The 17,824-nt window shown below is 66.5% G+C and carries 14 protein-coding genes and 2 tRNA genes; 3 read left to right on the top strand and 13 right to left on the bottom strand.

Annotation, left to right across the window (positions count from 1 at the left end; genetic code table 11):
• The 6 genes from cysD to ABD687_RS01790 all read right to left on the bottom strand — a co-directional run bounded on the left by cysD (window position 1) and on the right by ABD687_RS01790 (window position 5,534).
• Entirely contained in the window at window positions 1–954 is a 954-nt protein-coding gene (gene cysD, locus ABD687_RS01815; protein WP_302266323.1) for a sulfate adenylyltransferase subunit CysD, read from the bottom strand.
• 83 nt (window positions 955–1,037) lie between these two features.
• Window positions 1,038–1,757 (bottom strand): phosphoadenylyl-sulfate reductase, encoded by a 720-nt coding sequence (locus ABD687_RS01810; protein ID WP_310287802.1) that lies wholly within the window; start codon window positions 1,755–1,757, stop codon window positions 1,038–1,040.
• The gene (locus ABD687_RS01805; protein WP_302266320.1) at window positions 1,754–3,478 is read right to left on the bottom strand and encodes a nitrite/sulfite reductase; all 1,725 of its coding nucleotides are present in this window, start codon (window positions 3,476–3,478) and stop codon (window positions 1,754–1,756) included. Before ABD687_RS01805 ends, ABD687_RS01810 begins: the two co-directional genes overlap by 4 nt.
• A 77-nt stretch (window positions 3,479–3,555) precedes the next feature.
• Window positions 3,556–4,296: a sirohydrochlorin chelatase gene (locus ABD687_RS01800; RefSeq protein WP_302266318.1), complete on the bottom strand. Its 741-nt coding sequence runs from the start codon at window positions 4,294–4,296 to the stop codon at window positions 3,556–3,558.
• Window positions 4,293–5,063, bottom strand: a complete 771-nt coding sequence (locus tag ABD687_RS01795) for an SDR family oxidoreductase (RefSeq protein ID WP_310287806.1) — start codon at window positions 5,061–5,063, stop codon at window positions 4,293–4,295. The genes ABD687_RS01800 and ABD687_RS01795 overlap by 4 nt, the downstream gene beginning before the upstream one ends.
• Window positions 5,064–5,144: 81 nt before the next feature.
• Window positions 5,145–5,534 (bottom strand): DUF488 domain-containing protein, encoded by a 390-nt coding sequence (locus ABD687_RS01790; protein WP_310287808.1) that lies wholly within the window; start codon window positions 5,532–5,534, stop codon window positions 5,145–5,147.
• 165 nt (window positions 5,535–5,699) lie between these two features.
• Here ABD687_RS01790 and ABD687_RS01785 point away from each other — a divergent pair, with 165 nt between their 5' ends.
• The gene (locus ABD687_RS01785; protein ID WP_310287810.1) at window positions 5,700–7,388 is read left to right on the top strand and encodes a glycoside hydrolase family 13 protein; all 1,689 of its coding nucleotides are present in this window, start codon (window positions 5,700–5,702) and stop codon (window positions 7,386–7,388) included.
• Between the two features lie 135 nt (window positions 7,389–7,523).
• Window positions 7,524–10,151 carry a valine--tRNA ligase gene (valS, locus tag ABD687_RS01780; protein ID WP_302266314.1) on the top strand — a complete coding sequence of 876 codons (2,628 nt, stop codon included), beginning with the start codon at window positions 7,524–7,526 and terminating at the stop codon, window positions 10,149–10,151.
• 445 nt (window positions 10,152–10,596) lie between these two features.
• On the opposite strand, the gene ABD687_RS01775 is transcribed toward valS, so the two are convergent.
• The 6 genes from ABD687_RS01775 to ABD687_RS01750 form a co-directional block, all read right to left on the bottom strand.
• Window positions 10,597–11,220 carry a mycothiol-dependent nitroreductase Rv2466c family protein gene (locus ABD687_RS01775; protein ID WP_302266312.1) on the bottom strand — a complete coding sequence of 208 codons (624 nt, stop codon included), beginning with the start codon at window positions 11,218–11,220 and terminating at the stop codon, window positions 10,597–10,599.
• An 84-nt stretch (window positions 11,221–11,304) separates the two neighbouring features.
• A complete protein-coding gene (gene clpX, locus ABD687_RS01770; protein WP_302266310.1) occupies window positions 11,305–12,597 on the bottom strand; it encodes an ATP-dependent Clp protease ATP-binding subunit ClpX in 1,293 nt (430 codons plus the stop codon).
• A gap of 164 nt (window positions 12,598–12,761) precedes the next feature.
• Complete coding sequence (locus ABD687_RS01765; RefSeq protein ID WP_264269092.1) at window positions 12,762–13,424, bottom strand: ATP-dependent Clp protease proteolytic subunit; 663 nt, start codon at window positions 13,422–13,424, stop codon at window positions 12,762–12,764.
• Between the two features lie 44 nt (window positions 13,425–13,468).
• The gene (locus ABD687_RS01760; RefSeq protein WP_264269204.1) at window positions 13,469–14,062 is read right to left on the bottom strand and encodes an ATP-dependent Clp protease proteolytic subunit; all 594 of its coding nucleotides are present in this window, start codon (window positions 14,060–14,062) and stop codon (window positions 13,469–13,471) included.
• A 276-nt stretch (window positions 14,063–14,338) separates the two neighbouring features.
• Entirely contained in the window at window positions 14,339–15,712 is a 1,374-nt protein-coding gene (gene tig, locus ABD687_RS01755) for a trigger factor (RefSeq protein WP_264269093.1), read from the bottom strand.
• An 86-nt stretch (window positions 15,713–15,798) separates the two neighbouring features.
• A tRNA-Pro gene (locus ABD687_RS01750) sits at window positions 15,799–15,873 on the bottom strand.
• A 490-nt stretch (window positions 15,874–16,363) separates the two neighbouring features.
• On the opposite strand from ABD687_RS01750, the gene ABD687_RS01745 reads away from it, so the two are divergent.
• Window positions 16,364–17,578 carry an IS481 family transposase gene (locus ABD687_RS01745; protein WP_302266470.1) on the top strand — a complete coding sequence of 405 codons (1,215 nt, stop codon included), beginning with the start codon at window positions 16,364–16,366 and terminating at the stop codon, window positions 17,576–17,578.
• 117 nt (window positions 17,579–17,695) lie between these two features.
• On the opposite strand, the gene ABD687_RS01740 is transcribed toward ABD687_RS01745, so the two are convergent.
• Window positions 17,696–17,769 (bottom strand) — tRNA-Gly (locus ABD687_RS01740).
• Window positions 17,770–17,824: the final 55 nt, after the last annotated feature.

Genomic DNA, 17,824 nt, shown 5'->3' with positions numbered 1-17,824 from the left:
TTAGAAATACCCGTCCTTCTTGCGGTCTTCCATGGCCGCCTCGGAGATGCGGTCGTCGGCGCGGGTGGCGCCGCGTTCGGTGATGGTGGTGGTGGCCACTTCGGCGATGACCTCCGCGGTGGTGAACGCCTCGGAGAGCACCGCCCCGGTGCAGGACATGTCCCCCACGGTGCGGTAGCGCACGGTGCGCCGCGTCACGGCCACGTCGTCGCCCGGCCGGCTGAATTCCCCGACGGCCCGCCACATGCCCGAGTGCTCGAAGACCTCGCGCTCGTGGGCGTAGTAGAGCGGCGGCAACGCGATGTTCTCGCGTTCGATGTAGCGCCAGATGTCCAGTTCGGTCCAGTTGCTGATCGGGAAGGCCCGCACGTGCGCACCCGGGGTGTGGCGCCCGTTGTACAGGTTCCACAGCTCGGGGCGCTGGTTGCGCGGGTCCCACTGGCCGAACTCGTCGCGCAGCGACAGGATGCGTTCCTTGGCCCGGGCCTTGTCCTCGTCGCGGCGCCCGCCGCCGAAGAGCACGTCGAAGCGGTTGGCGGCTATGGCGTCCAGCAGCGGCGTGGTTTGCAGCGGGTTGCGGGTTCCGTCGGCACGTTCGGTGAGCCGCCCGTCGTCGATGTAGTCCTGCACGCTGGCGACCACCAGGCGCAGGCCCAGCTGCTCCACGGTGCTGTCGCGGAACGCGATGACCTCCTCGAAGTTGTGTCCGGTGTCCACGTGCAGCACCGGGAACGGGACGGCCCCTGGCCAGAAGGCCTTGGTGGCCAGGTGCAGCATCACCACGGAGTCCTTGCCCCCGGAAAAGAGCATCGCGGGACGCTCGAACTCGGCGGCGACCTCGCGCAGGATGTGGATGGATTCAGCCTCAAGGGCGTCGAGCACGTCGATCTCGGGCGCGGTGGCGGTGGCGGTGCGTGGTCGCTCGGGGGCTGCGGTGGGCGCGGTGGTGCTCATCTCTTGCTCCTTCGTCGGTGGGAGGGGTGTGGTGGTGCGTTCGGGACGGGCAGGCGGTGCCGGCCGGGCAGGCGGTGCCGGGCTCACCGGTGGATGCCGCATTCGGTCTTGGCGACCCCTGCCCACCGGCCGGCGCGCGGGTCCTCGCCCTCGGCCACCGGCCGGGTGCAGGGGGCGCATCCGATCGACGGGTAGCCGTTGGACAGCAGCAGGTTCACCGGCACGCTGTTGGCCGTGGCGTGGGAAATCAGCTCGTCGAAGCTCCATCCGGCCAGCGGGTTGACCTTGATCAGCCCGTGGGCCTCGTCCCAGGTGACCAACGGCGTGTTGGTGCGGGTGGGTGCCTCGTCGCGCCGGACCCCGGTGAACCAGAGCCGGTAGCCGGCCAGGGTCCTGGCCAGCGGCTCCATCTTGCGCATCCGGCAGCAGGCGGCAGGGTCGCGCTCGTGCAGCCGGGGCCCGTGCTCGGCGTCCTGCTCTTCCACTGTGCGCACCGGGAGCACGTCGATGATCCGCACGTCCAGCGAAGCTGCAACCTCGTTGCGCGTGGCGTGGGTTTCGGCGAAGTGGTAGCCCGTCTCCAGGAAGAGCACGTCGACACCTGGCAGCGCCTCTGCGACGACCGACGGCAGCACGGCATCGGCCATGGAGCAGGCGACGGCGACCTCTGCGGTGTCGAAGTTCCGCTTGACCCAGGCGATGACGTCGGTGGCCGAGGCGTCGAAGCCCAGTTCGGCGGCGCCTGACTCGGCAAGGGCACGGTCGGCGGCGAGTTGGTCCACGGTGTGGGTCTCGGTGCTCATTCGACGTCCTCGTCCGCGGCACGGTGCGACCACGCCGCGAAGGATTCGCCCGTCTCGGAGCCGGCCGAATAATTTTCCAGCACCCGCTCGATGTAGTCGGGCAGCTGATCGGCGGTGACCTTGAGCCCGCGCACGGTGCGTCCCAGGCCGGCCTCTCCGCGTTCGGTGGAGGCCAGTCCCCCGCCCAGGTGGACCTGGAAGCCCGGGGTCTGCCCGCCGTGCCCGTCGGGAAGCAGCTGGCCCTTGAGGCCGATGTCGGCGGTCTGGATGCGGGCGCAGGAGTTGGGGCAGCCGTTCACGTGCAGGCTCAGCGAAGGCGGCAGCCGCACGGCCGACTTCTGCGCGAAACGCTCCTCGAGTTCGGCGACCGCGGCGATGGTGGTGTCCTTGGTGTCAACGATCGCCAGCTTGCAGAATTCGATGCCGGTGCAGGCGATCGCGGAGCGGCGGAAGATGCTCGGCGCCGTGGCCAGGCCCAGCGCATCGAGTTCAGCGGCTGCGGCCCTCACCGATTCGGCGGGGATGTCCAGAGCGAGCAGCTTCTGGTGCGGGGTGGTGCGCAGCCGCGCCGAACCGTGGCGCTCCAGCAGGTCCGCCAATTCCAGCAGCAGCGTCCCGGAGAGCCGGCCGGCCTTGGGACTCGCGCCGATGAAGAAGCGCCCGTCCTTCTGCTCGTGGATGCCCACGTGGTCCCCCGGGGTGGTCGGCTTGTCCGGTGCCTGCCCGTCGGGCAGCGCGTAGCCGAGGTATTCCTCCTCGAGCACCTTGCGGAACTTTTCCGGTCCCCAGTCGGCCATCAGGAACTTCAGCCGCGCCTTGTTGCGCAGCCGCCGGTAGCCGTAGTCGCGGAAGATCGAGACCACGCCCAGCCACACCTCGGCCGCGATTTCGGGGCGCACAAACGCGCCGAGCCGCTCGGCCAGCCGGGCGTTGGTGGACAGGCCTCCGCCGACCCACAGGTCATATCCCGGCCCGTGCTCGGGGTGGTTGACCGCGATGAGGGAGATGTCGTTGATCTCGTGCACCACGTCCTGGGACGGGTGCCCGGAGATGGCGGTCTTGAACTTGCGCGGCAGGTTGGCCAGTTCGGGGTCGCCGATGAAGCGTTCGCGGATCTCGCGGATCACCGGGGTCGGGTCCAGGATCTCGTCCTTCGCGATCCCCGCCACCGGGGAGCCGAGGATGACCCGCGGCACGTCCCCGCAGGCCTCGGTGGTGTCCAGGCCCACGGCCTCCAACCGCCGCCAGATCTCCGGGACGTCCACGACGTCGATCCAGTGCAGCTGGATGTTCTGCCGATCGGTCACGTCGGCGGTGTCGCGGGCGAAGTCGCGGGAGATCTCCCCGATGGTGCGCAGCTGCCGAGTGGAAAGGGTTCCGCCGTCGATCCGGACGCGGAGCATGAAGTAGCGGTCCTCGAGCTCGTGCGGCTCCAGGGTGGCGGTGCGCCCGCCATCGATGCCCGGCTTGCGCTGGGTGTAGAGGCCCCACCAGCGGAAGCGGCCGTGCAAGTCGGTGGCGTCGATGGAATCAAACCCGCCCCGGGCATACACGGTTTCGATGCGCTCGCGCACGTTCAGCCCGTTGTCGTCCGCCTTGAACGCCTCGTTGGCGTTCAGCGGCGTGGTGCCGTCGATCTTCCACTGTCCGTGCGGCTTGGCCGCCGGGCGGGCCGGCCGGGCGGGCCGGGTGCTTGCCTGGGTGTCGGTTGCCTGTGTCATGGCTTCGACACTAGGGCGGGCCGGCGGGGGCCCGCCAACGACCTCCTACCCGCAACGTCATGCCGTAACCCGGCGACCTATTCGGTGTGGGCGGGTCCCGCTGAGATGGCTTCAGCGAGTCTTCCGGCGACACATTTCGCGATTGTGACGCCCGGGAGCAACGCCGTTGACACATAGTCGGCGCCGGCTTCGGCCAGTCGGTCGTGGAAGAACCCGGGGGCCAGCAGGAAGGAGGCGACGCCCACCCGCGGCGCCCCCGCGGCCCGTGCCGCGCCCACCGCCTCGGTCACCGACGGCGTGGCGGCGGAGCCGAAGGCGACGGCCACCGGGTGGCCCAGTTCGGCGGCCAGCAGCTCCGCCATCCGCGCCGCCTGCCGCTGTCCTGCCTCGATGCGGGTGCCCGCCGCGGCAAGCACCACGGCGTCCCCGGGTTGGTGCCCGGCCTCGGCCAGCCGGCGGGCCAGCACCGCGGCCAGGCGCGGGTCGGGGCCCACCGGCGCGCTCACGCCCGTGTGCGGGCGCGCGGCCGCCGCATCGGCGATGTCAACGCGGCTGTGGAAGCCCTCGGAGAGCAGCAGGGGCGCCACGATGGCGTCCTCGCCGGGCGGCAGTGCGGCCAGGACCGCCTCGAGCCGGGGTTCCTGCACGTCGACGTAGGCCTCGTGGACGACAGCGTCGATGCCCTGGAGCGCGAGCTCGTCGGCCAAGTCCCCGCGCAGGCCGTTAATGAGCCGACGCCCGTCGGGGTTGTCGGTGCCGTGGGCACAAGCCACGATGTGCAGCCGCCGCGGCCCGGGGCCGCCGGCGGGGCCGATCACGCCTGGCCGCGGATCAGCTTGTGGGCTGCTGCCTGCGCCACCGGGCGGACGACGATCTCGTCGAGGTTCACATGGTGCGGGGCGTTGACGGCATAGGCGACGATGTCGGCGATGTCCTCCGCCAGCAACGGCTTGGCCACCCCGGCGTAGGGCTTTTGGGCCAGCTCGCGGTCCCCGCCCATCCGGCGCAACGCGAACTCCTCGGTGTGCACCAGGCCCGGCAGCACCTCGATGACGCGCACGTTGTGCTCGACTTCCTCCAGGCGCAGCGCCTGGGTCAGCGCGCGCTGGGCGGCCTTGGCGGCGTTGTAGCCGGAGCCGCCCTCGTAACTGACCATTCCGGCGGTCGAGGTCAGGTTGAGCACGGTGCCCTCGCCGTGGGCGCGGAGCATCGGCAGGAACGCGCGGGTGACCTTCATGGTGCCCATGACATTGGTCTGGAGCATGAAGTCCCAGTCCTCGTTCTTCGCCTCGGCCAGGTAGTCGGCGCCGCGGGCGCCGCCGGCGATGTTGATCAGCGTGTCAATGCCGCCGCCGGCCTCCACGGCTGCCAGCAGGCCGGCGACCTGGGCGTCGTTGGTCACGTCGGCGGGAACGGGCACCGCGCCGGTTTCCTCGGCGAGCGCCGCAAGCCGCTCCGCGCGGCGGGCCACGGCGAACACCTTCCATCCGGCGGCAGCTAGGGCGCGGACGGTTGCCTCGCCGATCCCGCTGGAGGCCCCGGTGACGACGGCTGCATGTTGGGTGACTTGATTCTGTGATGACATGAGCAAAGCCTATCCAGCACGGTGGCCCGGCCCCAACAGCGATGTCGCTTCGTGGCACCGGGGGGTGGGGGGACAAACGCCTCAGGCCCCGTCGCCCGGGACGTCCACGGTCCCCTGTTGGGCCTCGCGCAGGAAGTCCAGGAGCACCACCGCGTGGTTGTGCACGGTGTCGCGGGCGGCGTAGAGCAGCACCACGTCCTCGTGCTCGCGGGCGATCCCCAGCAGGCGGTGGGCACCCTCGGCGGCGGCCCCGGCCTCCAACTCGTGGCGGTAGTGGTCGGTGAACTCGGTGAACCGCTCGGCCTTGCGGCTGAAGGCGACGCGTAGCCCGGTTGAGGGTGCCGCGTCCTTGGCCCAGTCATCGAGCGCCGCCCGCTCCTTGCCCAACCCGCGGGGCCAGAGCCTGTCCACCAGAACCCGGTAGCCGCCGTCGGCGGGTTCGTAGGCGCGCAACAATCGAAAGTTACCCATGCCAACAGCGTAGGACCGCCGCAGCGCATCTTCCAGCCGTTCAAGACCCGGTCCGTGGCGGCAGGCAGGACCCGTGGGCCGCAATGACGGGACTTCCCCGCCCCGTCCAGACATACTGAAGGCACCGACCCGGCCCACCTGCAGTCCGAGAGGATCCACCCGCCCATGAACAGCCATGTTCCAGCTCCCGTGCCCGCCGCGCAATGGTGGCGCCAGGCCGCCGTCTACCAGATCTACCCGCGCAGTTTTGCCGATGCCACCGGTGACGGCCTGGGCGACCTGCCCGGCGTGACTTCGCGCATGGGCTACCTCGCCGAGCTGGGCATCGACGCCATCTGGCTGTCCCCGTTCTACCCCTCGGCCCTTGCCGACGGCGGGTACGACGTAGACGACTACCGGAACGTCGATGAACGACTGGGCACCTTGGAGGACTTCGACGCCATGATCGCCGCTGCCCATGCGGCAAACATCAAGGTCATCGCCGACGTGGTGCCCAACCACAGCTCCAACCGCCATCAATGGTTCACCGCCGCCCTCGCCTCGGCACCCGGCTCTCCCGAACGCGCCCGCTACCATTTCCGTGACGGGCTGGGCGAGAACGGCGAACTCCCGCCCTCGGACTGGCCATCGCACTTTGGCGGACCCGCCTGGACCCGGATCACCGAAACCACCGGGGAAAACGCCGGGGCGCCCGGCCAGTGGTACCTGCACCTCTTTGCTCCCGAGCAGCCGGACTTGAACTGGGACAACCCGGAGATCCGCGAGGACTTCCACACCACGCTGCGCTTCTGGGCGGACCGCGGCGTGGACGGGTTCCGCGTCGATGTTGCCCACGCCTTGGTCAAGGACATGGCCCATCCGCTGCGCTCCAAGCCCTCGCTGGAGATCCTGGTCGATGACGGCACCGACGTGCTCTTTGACCGCGACGAGGTCCACGAGATCTATGCGGGCTGGCGCTCGGTGCTCAACGAATACGACCCGCCGCGCATTGCGGTGGCGGAGGCATGGGTGCCCTTCACCAACCGGCGCCTGCGCTACGCCCGGCCCACCGGCCTCGGACAGGCCTTCAACTTCGACTTGCTGCAGGCCCCCTTCGCGGCCACGGAGTTCCGCGAGATCGTGGCGCGGTGCCTCGAGGAGGCCGAGGTCTCCGGGGCATCCTCCACCTGGGTGTTCTCCAACCACGACGTGGTGCGCCATGCCTCGCGCTATTCCCTGCCCGACGGCACCGACGCGGCGGCCCAGGACGCGTGGCTGCTCTCCGGCGGCAGGGAACCTGTCGCCGATCCGGCACGCGGGCTGCGCCGGGCCCGGGCGGCAACGCTGTTCATGCTGGGCCTGCCGGGTTCCGCCTACCTCTACCAGGGCGAGGAACTGGGTCTCTTTGAGGCGGCGGACCTGCCCCTGGACTCGTTGCAGGATCCCACGTGGTTCCGCACCGGGAAGACGCTCAAGGGCCGCGACGGCTGTCGCGTGCCGTTGCCCTGGAACGCGCAGGAGGAGCACCTGGGCTTCGGTGGCCCGCCGTGGCTGCCCCAGCCTGCCTGGTTTGCCGAGCATGCCGTCAGCGCCCAGGACGCGGCGGAGGGCTCCACCCTTCAGTTCTACCGCAGCGCCCTGGCGTGGCGCCGCAAGCTGCAAACCACCGAGTCCCTCCACTGGGTGTCTGCACCCGATGCCGCACTCGCGCACTACCGCCGGCCCAACGGCTGGGAGGTGCTGACCAACTTCGGCACCGCTCCGACGGACCTGCCCGATGGCCTGGACCCGGCCAGGATCGTCGTCACCAGCGGTGCGCTGCCCGTGCTGTCCGGGCTGGTCCCGGGGGAAACCACCCTCTGGTTCGCACCCTGAACCCCGCCCCGACGTCGCAGGTGGCGCACACCGCATCGCCGGGGGCGCCGCCCGGTGTGCCTGTGGTGTGCCTGTGGCGTGCATCAACCGCGGTCGACTGGGGGTAATGCCCGGGCTCATGGAAGAATGGGGCCCATGGCAGAAGACACCTTGGGCACAGACACGCCCGTCATCGTTTCCGTTCCGGACAAGCCCGCTCTTGAGGGCCTGGAGGAACGCCTTGGCGCCCGCTGGCGCGAGCAGGGCACCTACAAATTCAACGCAGAGACCACGCGCGAGCAGGTCTACTCGATCGACACTCCCCCGCCGACGGCCTCGGGCTCGCTGCACGTGGGGCACATGTTCTCCTACACGCAGACCGACGTGCTGGCCCGTTACCAGCGTATGCGCGGCAAGAACGTGTTCTACCCGATGGGCTGGGACGACAACGGCCTGCCCACCGAGCGCCGTGTGCAGAACTACTACGGTGTGCGCTGCGACCCGACGTACGCCCACGTGGAGGGCTACCGTCCCCCGGCGACCCCGGCGAAGAACCAGCGCGACTGGGACGTCGTGAGCCGCAAGAACTTCATCGAACTCTGCGAGGAACTCGCGGTCGAGGATGAGAAGGTCTTCGAGCACCTCTTCTCCACCCTGGGCCTGTCCGTGGACTGGGACCTGACCTACCGCACCATCGATGACGTGTCGCGTTCCGTCTCGCAGCGCGGCTTCCTGGCCAACTTGGCCAAGGGCGACGCCTACATGGCCGAGGCACCCACCCTGTGGGACGTCACCTTCCGCACCGCGGTGGCCCAGGCGGAACTGGAGGACCGGGAAGTGCCCGGCGCCTACTACCGCTACCCGTTCACCGCCGAGGACGGCACCCAGGTCTTCATCGAGACCACCCGTCCCGAGCTGCTGGCTGCCTGCGCCGGCCTGGTGGCAAACCCCGACGACGAGCGCTACAAGCCGCTCTTCGGCAAGACCGTCACCTCCCCGCTTTTCGACGTTCCGGTTACGGTTTTCCCGCACGCACTTGCCAAGATGGACAAGGGCTCGGGCATCGCGATGGTCTGCACCTTCGGCGACCTGAACGACGTGACCTGGTGGCGCGAACTGCAGCTGCCGACCCGGGCCATCATCGGCCGCGACGGCCGCGTCATCGCCGAGACCCCGGAGTGGATCACCACCGAGGCCGGACGTACGGCATACGCCGCGATCGCCGGCAAGACGGTGTTCTCCGCCAAGGAGGGCGTCGTCGAGCTGCTCATCGCCGCCAACCTGCTCGACGGCGAGCCGAAGAAGATCAGCCACCCGGTGAACTTCTTCGAAAAGGGCGACAAGCCCCTGGAAATCGTTTCCTCCCGCCAGTGGTACATCCGCAACGGCGGGCGCGACGAGGAACGCCGCGAGCGCCTCATCAAGCGCGGCGAGCAGATCGAGTTCCACCCAGCCTTCATGCGCTCGCGCTACGAGAACTGGATCTCGGGCCTGAACGGCGACTGGCTGGTCTCCCGCCAGCGCTTCTTCGGCGTGCCGGTGCCGGTCTGGTACCCGCTGGATGCGGCCGGGGAACCCGACTACGAGAACCCGATCCTGCCCACCGACGAAATGCTGCCGGTCGACCCGGCCGCGGACGTGGCACCGGGCTACGAGGAATCCCAGCGCAACGAAGCCGGCGGCTTCGTGGGAGACGCCGACGTGCTCGACACCTGGGCCACCAGCTCGCTGACCCCGCAGATCGTGGGCCGCTGGTCCCGCGATACGGACTTCTTCAACAAGGTCTTCCCGTTCGACCTGCGCCCGCAGGGCCACGACATCATCCGCACATGGCTCTTCTCCTCCGCAGTGCGCGCCGACGCGCTGCACGACGTGGCCCCGTGGAAGCACGCGGCGATCTCGGGCTGGATCCTGGATCCGGACCGCAAGAAGATGTCCAAGTCCAAGGGCAACGTGGTGGTCCCCACCGACGTGCTCAACGACTACGGCTCCGACGCCGTTCGCTACTGGGCGGCCAGCGCCAAGCTGGGCGCGGACACCGCGTACGAGATCAACCAGATGAAGATCGGCCGCCGCCTGGCGATCAAGATCCTCAACGCTTCCAAGTTCGTGCTGAACCTGGGCGCCACCGAAGCGAACGTCATCGCCGGCGACGCCTCGGTCATCACCAACGGGCTGGACAAGTCCCTGCTCGCCCGCCTGTCCCAGGTCATCGACGACGCCTCCCGCGCCTTCGATGCCTACGACTACGCGCGTGCACTGGACATCACCGAGTCGTTCTTCTGGTCGTTCACCGACGACTACGTGGAGCTGATCAAGGACCGTGCCTACGGTGCCCGCGGCGACGCGGAACAGGCATCGGTGCTTGCCACCCTGGCCACCACGCTGGATTCGGTGCTGCGCCTCTTTGCCCCGTTCTTGCCCTTCGCCACCGAAGAGGTCTGGGGTTGGTGGCGTGCCGGATCTGTCCACCGCGCCCCATGGCCCGGTTCCGCCCATCTGGTCGGCGCCGTCGAAGGCGCCAACACCGCAGTGCTGCCGATCGTCGGCGAGGCTCTCTCGGGCATCCGAAAGGCAAAGTCCGAGGCCAAGGTCAAGCAGCGCACCGAGGTGCTCTCCGGCGTGATTTCCGCGCCCGAGGCCACCCTGGAATTGTTGCGCAGCGGACTGGGCGACCTGTTGGCCGCCGGTAACGCCAAGGACATGACCTTGGTTGCCGCCGACGGGGACCTGACGGTCAGCGACGTGGTGCTGGCACCGGCCGAGGACACCGTGCAGGCCTAGCTTCCATGTGCCGGGGTCCCGGCAACGAGGGCGCCGTGCCCCACCCCGCGGGTGGGGCACGGCGCCCTCGTCCTTTCATCCGGGACCGTCCCCTCCTCCGACATCGCACCTGGCGGCAGACAGAGGGGAAGCCCCTTCGGCTGACAAACTAATGTCGGAGGGGCTTCGACTCGGTGTTGGTTCTCGTACAGCGTTGATTTAGAGAACCGAACAAAATCCTCGTTGCGTGGGTCTTGCTGCTTCGCTGCTGCAGCCGAGCTAGAAGAGATTCCAATAGCTCGTCACCGCGAATTCGGTTTTTGTTCAGCATCATTCCGGTAGTGATGCGTATTACTTTTATACGCCCTGCCCCGGAGACCGGCAAGGGACTGGGGCAAACTTTGAGGTTTGCTCCGGTCCCCTGCTGAAAACATTGGTCCTTGGGGCCATTGACAGGATTTTCAGGTCAGTTGGCTTCGACGTCGAACTGCGGGCTCTCGGTGCGGCTGCGCTTGATTTCGAAGAAGTACGGGTACGACGCCAGGCCGACGGCGGCATCGAAGATCTTGCCGGCCTCTTCGCCGGAGGGAACCCGCGTAATGACCGGACCGAAGAATGCGGTGCCGTTTAGCGCCATGACGGGCGTGCCGACGTCCTGGCCGACTCGGGAGATCCCGTCTTCGTGGCTCGACTTCAGTGCCTCGTCAAACTCGGTCCCGTTCGCCGCATCGGCCAATTCCGGTTCCAGCCCGGCCTTGGCCAGTGCGCGGGAAATGACCTCGCTGTAGTCCGCAACCTTTTCGTGGTGCAGCATCTCGCCCATGGCGGTGTAGAGATCGCCGAGCACCGCGTCGCCGTGCTTCTGGGCGGCGGCGATGAGCACGCGGACCGGGCCCCAGCCCTTGGCCACGAAATCGCGGTAATCGTCGCTCAGGCCCTCGCGACCGTCGTTGAGCACCGAAAGCGACATCACATGCCAAGCAACCTCGATGTCACGCACCTTCTCAACCTCGAGGACCCAGCGGGACGTCGCCCAGGCAAAGGGGCAGGCCGGGTCAAACCAAAAATCAACGTGAGTCTTCTCGGACAACGTGCATCTCCTTTAAATCAATGGCAAGGGTTCAAGGTCCGGGACATCGCGTTGGTGCGGAGCCCGGAGTGAACAAGTCAAGTACTAAGCGGACTTTTTGCCGCGTTTGTCGGCGACCTGCGCGGAAATCAGTGACGGATCCGCCCCGTTGAGCACCACGTCGCTGGTGATGACGACCTCGACGACATCGTCGCGGCTCGGCATTTCGAACATGGTGGCGCTGAGGGTTTCCTCCAGGATTGCGCGCAGCCCGCGGGCACCGGTGTCCCGGGCAAGCGCGAGGTCTGCGATGGCTTCCAAGGCGCCCAGCTCAAAGGTCAGCTCAACACCGTCCATGCGGAACATCTTTTGGTATTGCTTGATCAGCGCATTCTTGGGCTCCGACAGGATCTTGATAAGGGACTCCCGGTCCAGCTTTTCCACCGTGCTGATCACCGGCAGCCGGCCGATGAATTCCGGGATGAGGCCGAACTTCAACAAGTCTTCCGGGCGGACGTCGGCATATGACGCAGCCTCGGACTTCAACGCCGACAGCGGTGCGCCGAAGCCGATCCCCTTGCGTCCTGCGCGCGAGGAGATGATCTCCTCGAGACCTGCGAAGGCGCCCGCAACGATGAACAGCACGTTGGTGGTGTCCAGTTGGATGAATTCCTGGTGCGGATGCTTGCGGCCGCCTTGCGGCGGAACCGCCGCAACGGTGCCCTCGAGGATCTTCAGCAGTGCCTGCTGGACCCCTTCGCCCGAGACGTCCCGGGTGATTGAGGGATTTTCGCTCTTGCGGGAGATCTTATCGATCTCGTCGATGTAGATGATGCCCTGTTCGGCCTTCTTGACGTCATAGTCCGCTGCCTGGATAAGCTTGAGCAGGATGTTTTCGACGTCCTCGCCGACGTATCCGGCCTCGGTGAGCGAGGTGGCATCGGCGACGGCGAAGGGGACGTTTAGCCGGCGGGCCAGCGTCTGGGCCAGGTAGGTCTTGCCGCAGCCGGTGGGCCCGATCAGCAGGATGTTGGACTTGGCCACCTCGACCTCGTCGAGGGAGTTCGAGTCCGAAAGCGCCGCAACGGACTTGGCTGCAGCGCCGCCCTGGATGCGCTTGTAGTGGTTGTAGACGGCCACCGCCAACGAGCGCTTGGCGCCCTCTTGGCCGATGACGTATTCCTGCAGGGAGTCGAAGATTTCCTTCGGCTTGGGCAATTCGAAGTCGACGCCCTCTTCGACCTCGGCGAGCTCTTCCTCGATGATCTCGTTGCAGAGTTCAATGCACTCGGTGCAGATGTAGACGCCATGGCCGGCGATCAGCTTGCGAACCTGCTTCTGGCTCTTGCCACAGAAGGAACACTTGAGCAGATCAGACCCTTCACCCATGCGTGCCATCGATTTGGTCCCCTTATCTGGTACCGGTAAGACCGGCCCGAGAGAACCGGAAATGCTGAACTGCCTTAACTCTATGACAGAGTGCCGACAGAATGGGCGAACGGGCGGCCCGTGGTGCGCTTATTTCGCGCCCCGCAACAGCAGCCCGTTCGCCGTGTCCCGCCTTAGTGGGCGATGCTGCCCTGGGACTTGATCTTGCGCGGGGTCAGGACCTCGTCGATCAATCCGTAAACCTTGGCCTCGGCCGCGGTCATGTAGAGGTCGCGCTCGATGTCGTTGCCGACCTCTTCTGCGGTCTTGTTGCTGTGCCCGGCCAGGGTCGTCTCGAGCCAGGCGCGCATGCGCATGACTTCTTCGGCCTGGATCTGCAGGTCCGACGCGGTGCCGCGTTCGCCGCCGCCCATGGCGGGCTGGTGGATCAGCACCCGTGCGTTGGGAAGCGCCAGGCGCTTGCCCGGGGTGCCGCCGGCAAGCAGCACCGCAGCGGCACTGGCTGCCTGGCCCAGGCACACGGTCTGCACCTCGGGGCGCACGAACTGCATCGTGTCATAGATCGCCGTCATCGCCGTGAACGAGCCGCCGGGCGAGTTGATGTACAGGGTGATGTCGCGCTCGGGGTCCATGGACTCCAGGACGAGCAGCTGGGCCATGACGTCGTCGGCGGAAGCGTCGTCGACCTGGGCACCAAGGAAAATGATGCGGTCTTCGAACAGCTTCGCGTACGGGTCCTGGCGCTTGAACCCGTAGGGGGTCCGCTCCTCGAACTGCGGGAGGATGTAGCGTGCCGACGGCATTTCGCCGGAGGTGGCATTCGGGGTGAAATTCATCGTATCTCCTGGGAAATCAGTTAGGTCTGCCGGGTTCCGTCGCGTTACTTCGCGACCCCGCCGCCACCGGAGACGATGCCGGAGGACTGGGCGATGTGGTCAAAGAAGCCGTATTCGAGGCCGTCTGTGGCGGTGAACCACTTGTCGCGCTCGTTGTCCTTCAGAATGGTGTCGACGGTCTGGCCGGTCTGCGCAGCGGTCAGCTCGCTCATGATCTTCTTCATGTGAAGGATCAGCTCGGCCTGGATGCGGATGTCCGAAGCGGTGCCGCCAATGCCGCCGGACGGCTGGTGCATCAGGATGCGGGCATTCGGGGTGGCGTAGCGCTTGCCCGGGGTGCCCGAGGACAGCAGGAACTGGCCCATGGAAGCTGCCAGGCCGGTGGCCACGGTGACGACATCGTTGGGGATGTACTGCATGGTGTCGTAGATCGCCATGCCCGCGGTGATGGAACCACCCGGGGAGTTGATGTACAGGTAGATGTCCTTCTCCGGGTCTTCCGCGGAGAGCAGGAGCAACTGCGAGCAGATCGCATTGGCGTTGTCGTCTCGGACTTCCGAGCCGAGCCAGATGATCCGCTCCTTGAGGAGTCGATTGTAGATGTAGTCCTCGCGATTGGCCGGATCTACCGAAGCCATCGTGGGAGTGCGGGAGTCACTGGACATGTTCTGATACCTCTCCGTGATGCCGTGCCCCGATGTTCTGTCCGTCGGGCCACTGGCTCTTTACTTCCTTGAACATTACTGCCTTGGCCAGCGACTTTGGCGGCGCAGGGGCAGCTGTTCGCTGTCGGCGCATGGTGCGCGGGGCAGCCATCGCCGTGGGCTTAAAAGAGGGGTTAAAAGCAGGCGCGGAGCCACCTTTTGCAGGTGGCTCCGCGCCTGGGAATCCAATGCCGCGTCAGCGGCGCCGCGCTACTTGGCGGATGCTGCCGATGCCGAGGAGGCGGAGGAAGCCGAGGAGGCCGACGATGCGGAGCCCTCTTCTTCTTCGCCTGCCGGGCGCACGAAGTCGCTCAGGTCAACGACGCTGCCGTTGCTGTCGGTGACAACAGCCAGCTCCAGGACCTTGGCAAGGGCCTTGCGGCGGCGGACTTCGCCAACCAGCATCGGGACCTGGCCGGCGCCGTCGAGCATCTGGGCGAACTGGTTCGGGTCCATGCCGTACTGGCCGGCGGTCTGGACGATGTAGTCGATCAGTTCGGACTGGGCAACGCCAATCTTCTCTGCTTCGGCGACGGCGTCGAGCACGATCTCGTTCTTGAAGGCCTTGGCGGTGTTCTCGCGAACCTCGGTGCGGTGCTCTTCGGTGTCGTGCTCTTCACCCTCGTTGTGGGCGCCCTGCTCGAAGTGCTGCTCGACCTGCTCGGTGATGACGGATTCCGGAACCGGAACCTCGACGAGCTCCATGAGCTTGTCCAGGACGAGGTCGCGGGCAGCAACCCCCTGGTCCATGACCTTGGACTCGGCGGCATCCTTGGCGAGGGACTCGCGCAGCTCGGCCATGGTGTCGAATTCGGAAGCCAGCTGGGCAAAGTCGTCGTTGGCCTCGGGAAGCTCGCGCTCCTTGACGGCGGTGACGGTGACCTTGACCTGTGCGTCGGCACCTGCGTGCTCGCCACCGGCCAGCTTGGTGACGAACGTGGCGTCTTCGCCTGCGGACAGGCCGGTGACTGCCTCGTCCATGCCCTCGAGCATGGTGCCGGAGCCAACCTGGTAGGACAGGCCGGTGGCCGAGTCGACCTCTTCGCCCTCGACCGATGCGGTCAGGTCCAGTGTGATGAAGTCCTGGTCGGCTGCCGGGCGCTCGATGGTCTTGAGCGTGCCGAAGCGGCCGCGCAGGTCATCCAGTGCCTTCTCGATGTCGGCGTCACCGGCTTCGGCGGCTTCAACGGTGACTTCCAGGCCCTTGTAGTCCGGCAGTTCGATGCTCGGACGGATGTCGATCTCGACCTGGAAGGCCAGCTGGCCTTCGCCTGCAACCTCGGCGGAAGGCTGCTCGGTGATTTCGACCTCGGGGCGCGAGAGCGGAACGATTTCGTTCTCGGTGACGGCCTGCTGGTAGTAGGTGTTCATGCCTTCGTTGATGGCAGTTTCCAGGACGTAGCCACGGCCAACGCGCTGATCAATCAAGCGGGACGGGACTTTTCCGGCGCGGAAGCCGGGAACCTGGATCTGCTTGGCGATGGTCTTGTAGGCCTCAGCAATGCGCGGCTTCAGTTCATCATAGGGAACTTCAACGGTGAGCTTGACCCGGGTGGGGGTGAGGGTTTCGACGGCGCTCTTCACAGCGGTGTACTCCTGGTGTGTGATGTTTGGTCTGAGCTGGACTTCAACCCCGTAACGGTAACCGTTACGGGGTTGAAGGTACAGAGTCGGGGTGACAGGATTCGAACCTGCGACCTCACGCTCCCAAAGCGCGCGCTCTAGCCAAGCTGAGCTACACCCCGATAAGTGCTGAAACAGTCTATGCAAAATAAACAAGTTTTCACTAATCGGCCCGTCAACCAGAAGTTTGGATTTCGTCGACGGCGCGGAACAACCATACAAGCAAACGCGGGAAAACAAAATTCGTGCTTTCGCATGGGGAAAAGCCCCGGATCGCCACAGTTTTCGGGGGTCGCGATGCCTGGGGGGAAACCAAAAAACCTACGTGTCGCCGCCCCGCCGGGCGAAAAGGGACCGACGTCACAATTCGGCACTGGGGGCGGGACCCCATTGCTCGGGGAAAGAAAAAGAGCGACCTGGTTCCCGGGGAACCAAATCACTCTTTATTGGAGGGGATGACGGTGTCTGAAGCGAGGACATCGTTCCCACATGTCGCGGGACATCGTGCACAGTGACAGTGCAGCGGTGTCGCGGGACATGAAGCCCATTCTGGTGGTGGGCCGCTGTGGCGCGACATGGGTCTACCAATAATCCCCGCCCATCTCTCGCGACATCGTTCATACGCGGAGACGATGGACCATGGGAAAAAACAACCTCATCATCCAGTCCATCGTCCAGGGTCGCCTCACCCCCGCGCAGGCAGCCGAGCACTTCGGGGTCAGCCGGCGCTGGGTCTACGAATTGATGCGCCGGCACCGCGCTCAGGGGGACGAGGGGCTGGAACCACGATCCAGGCGCCCGCTCTCCAGCCCCCAAACCACCACTGGCGCCGTGCAGGAACGCATCCTGGCCCTGCGCCGCGAGCTGACGGCCAGGGGTCTTGACTCCGGGGCCCAGACCATCGCCTGGCACCTGCGCCGGGAAGGCCTCGCGGTGCCGGCGGCCTCCACCATCCACCGCATCCTGCGCGCCGAGTCCCTGGTGGCGGACCAGCCACGCAAGCGCCCGCGCGCTTCTTGGCACCGCTTCGAGGCCGAGCAACCCAACGAGACCTGGCAATCCGACTTCACCCACTGGACGCTGGCCGACGGCAGCGACGTGGAGATCCTGAACTTCCTGGACGACCACTCCCGCTTCCTGCTCTATTGCACGGCCCACCGGCCGGTGACCGGGCCCGTGGTGCTCGAAGCGTTCCTGCAGACCGCCGACACCCATGGATTCCCGGGTTCCACGCTGACCGACAACGGCCTGGTCTACACCGCCCGGTTCGCCGGGGGCCGGGGCGGGCTAAACGGCTTTGAGCGGACGCTGCGGGACCTGGGGATCGTGCAGAAGAACGGCATGCCCAACCACCCGCAAACCCAGGGGAAGATCGAGCGGTTCCACCAGACGCTCAAGCGCTGGCTGGCCACCCGGGACCCCGCGGGGACGCTGGAGCAGCTCAACACGGACCTGGAGCTCTTCGCCCGGATCTACAACACCGAGCGGCCCCACCGAGCGCTGGAGAGGCGAACCCCGGACCAGGCCTACACGGCCAGGCCAAAGGCCATCCCGCAGGGCCACCACGCGGGGCAGCACTACCGCGTGCGAACCGACAGGATCGATGCCACCGGCAAGGTCTCCCTGCGCCACCACGGCAGGCTGCTGCACCTGGGCCTGGGCCGGGAAGGCATCGGGAAGAGCGTCACGATTCTCGTGGCCGACAACGACGCCACCGTGTTCGAAACCGGCAGCGGAATAATTCTCGGCGAGTATGCCCTGGACGCCACCAAGGACTACCAAGGCAAAAAGAAAAAGCCCCCGGAAGAAACCGAAGACCAAACCTAAGGAACGATGTCGCGGGACATCCAAGGGAAAAAGAAAAAGTCCCCGGCAAAAACCGGAGACCCATCTTAACGAACGATGTCGCGGGACATATATGAACCATGTCCCGCGACATCACATTGGAGGGGATGACGGGAATCGAACCCGCATCATCAGTTTGGAAGACTGAGGCTTTACCACTAAGCTACATCCCCGCATTTGCCCACCTCGTCGGTGGCAACGGATAAAACCTTAGCACCACCATTCCAC

This window comes from Paeniglutamicibacter sulfureus (assembly GCF_039535115.1).
In the GTDB taxonomy this organism is placed as follows: Bacteria; Actinomycetota; Actinomycetes; order Actinomycetales; family Micrococcaceae; genus Paeniglutamicibacter; species Paeniglutamicibacter sulfureus.
Note: the sequence above shows the minus strand (reverse complement) of the source record. Positions and strands in the feature narration are given on the sequence as shown.

Coding starts and splice junctions, on each gene's coding strand:
- cysD (WP_302266323.1), bottom strand. CDS start 954: ATGAGCACCACCGCGCCCACCGCAGCCCCCGAGCGACCACGCACCGCC.
- ABD687_RS01810 (WP_310287802.1), bottom strand. CDS start 1,757: ATGAGCACCGAGACCCACACCGTGGACCAACTCGCCGCCGACCGTGCC.
- ABD687_RS01805 (WP_302266320.1), bottom strand. CDS start 3,478: ATGACACAGGCAACCGACACCCAGGCAAGCACCCGGCCCGCCCGGCCG.
- ABD687_RS01795 (WP_310287806.1), bottom strand. CDS start 5,063: ATGTCATCACAGAATCAAGTCACCCAACATGCAGCCGTCGTCACCGGG.
- ABD687_RS01790 (WP_310287808.1), bottom strand. CDS start 5,534: ATGGGTAACTTTCGATTGTTGCGCGCCTACGAACCCGCCGACGGCGGC.
- ABD687_RS01785 (WP_310287810.1), top strand. CDS start 5,700: ATGAACAGCCATGTTCCAGCTCCCGTGCCCGCCGCGCAATGGTGGCGC.
- valS (WP_302266314.1), top strand. CDS start 7,524: ATGGCAGAAGACACCTTGGGCACAGACACGCCCGTCATCGTTTCCGTT.
- clpX (WP_302266310.1), bottom strand. CDS start 12,597: ATGGCACGCATGGGTGAAGGGTCTGATCTGCTCAAGTGTTCCTTCTGT.
- ABD687_RS01765 (WP_264269092.1), bottom strand. CDS start 13,424: ATGAATTTCACCCCGAATGCCACCTCCGGCGAAATGCCGTCGGCACGC.
- ABD687_RS01760 (WP_264269204.1), bottom strand. CDS start 14,062: ATGGCTTCGGTAGATCCGGCCAATCGCGAGGACTACATCTACAATCGA.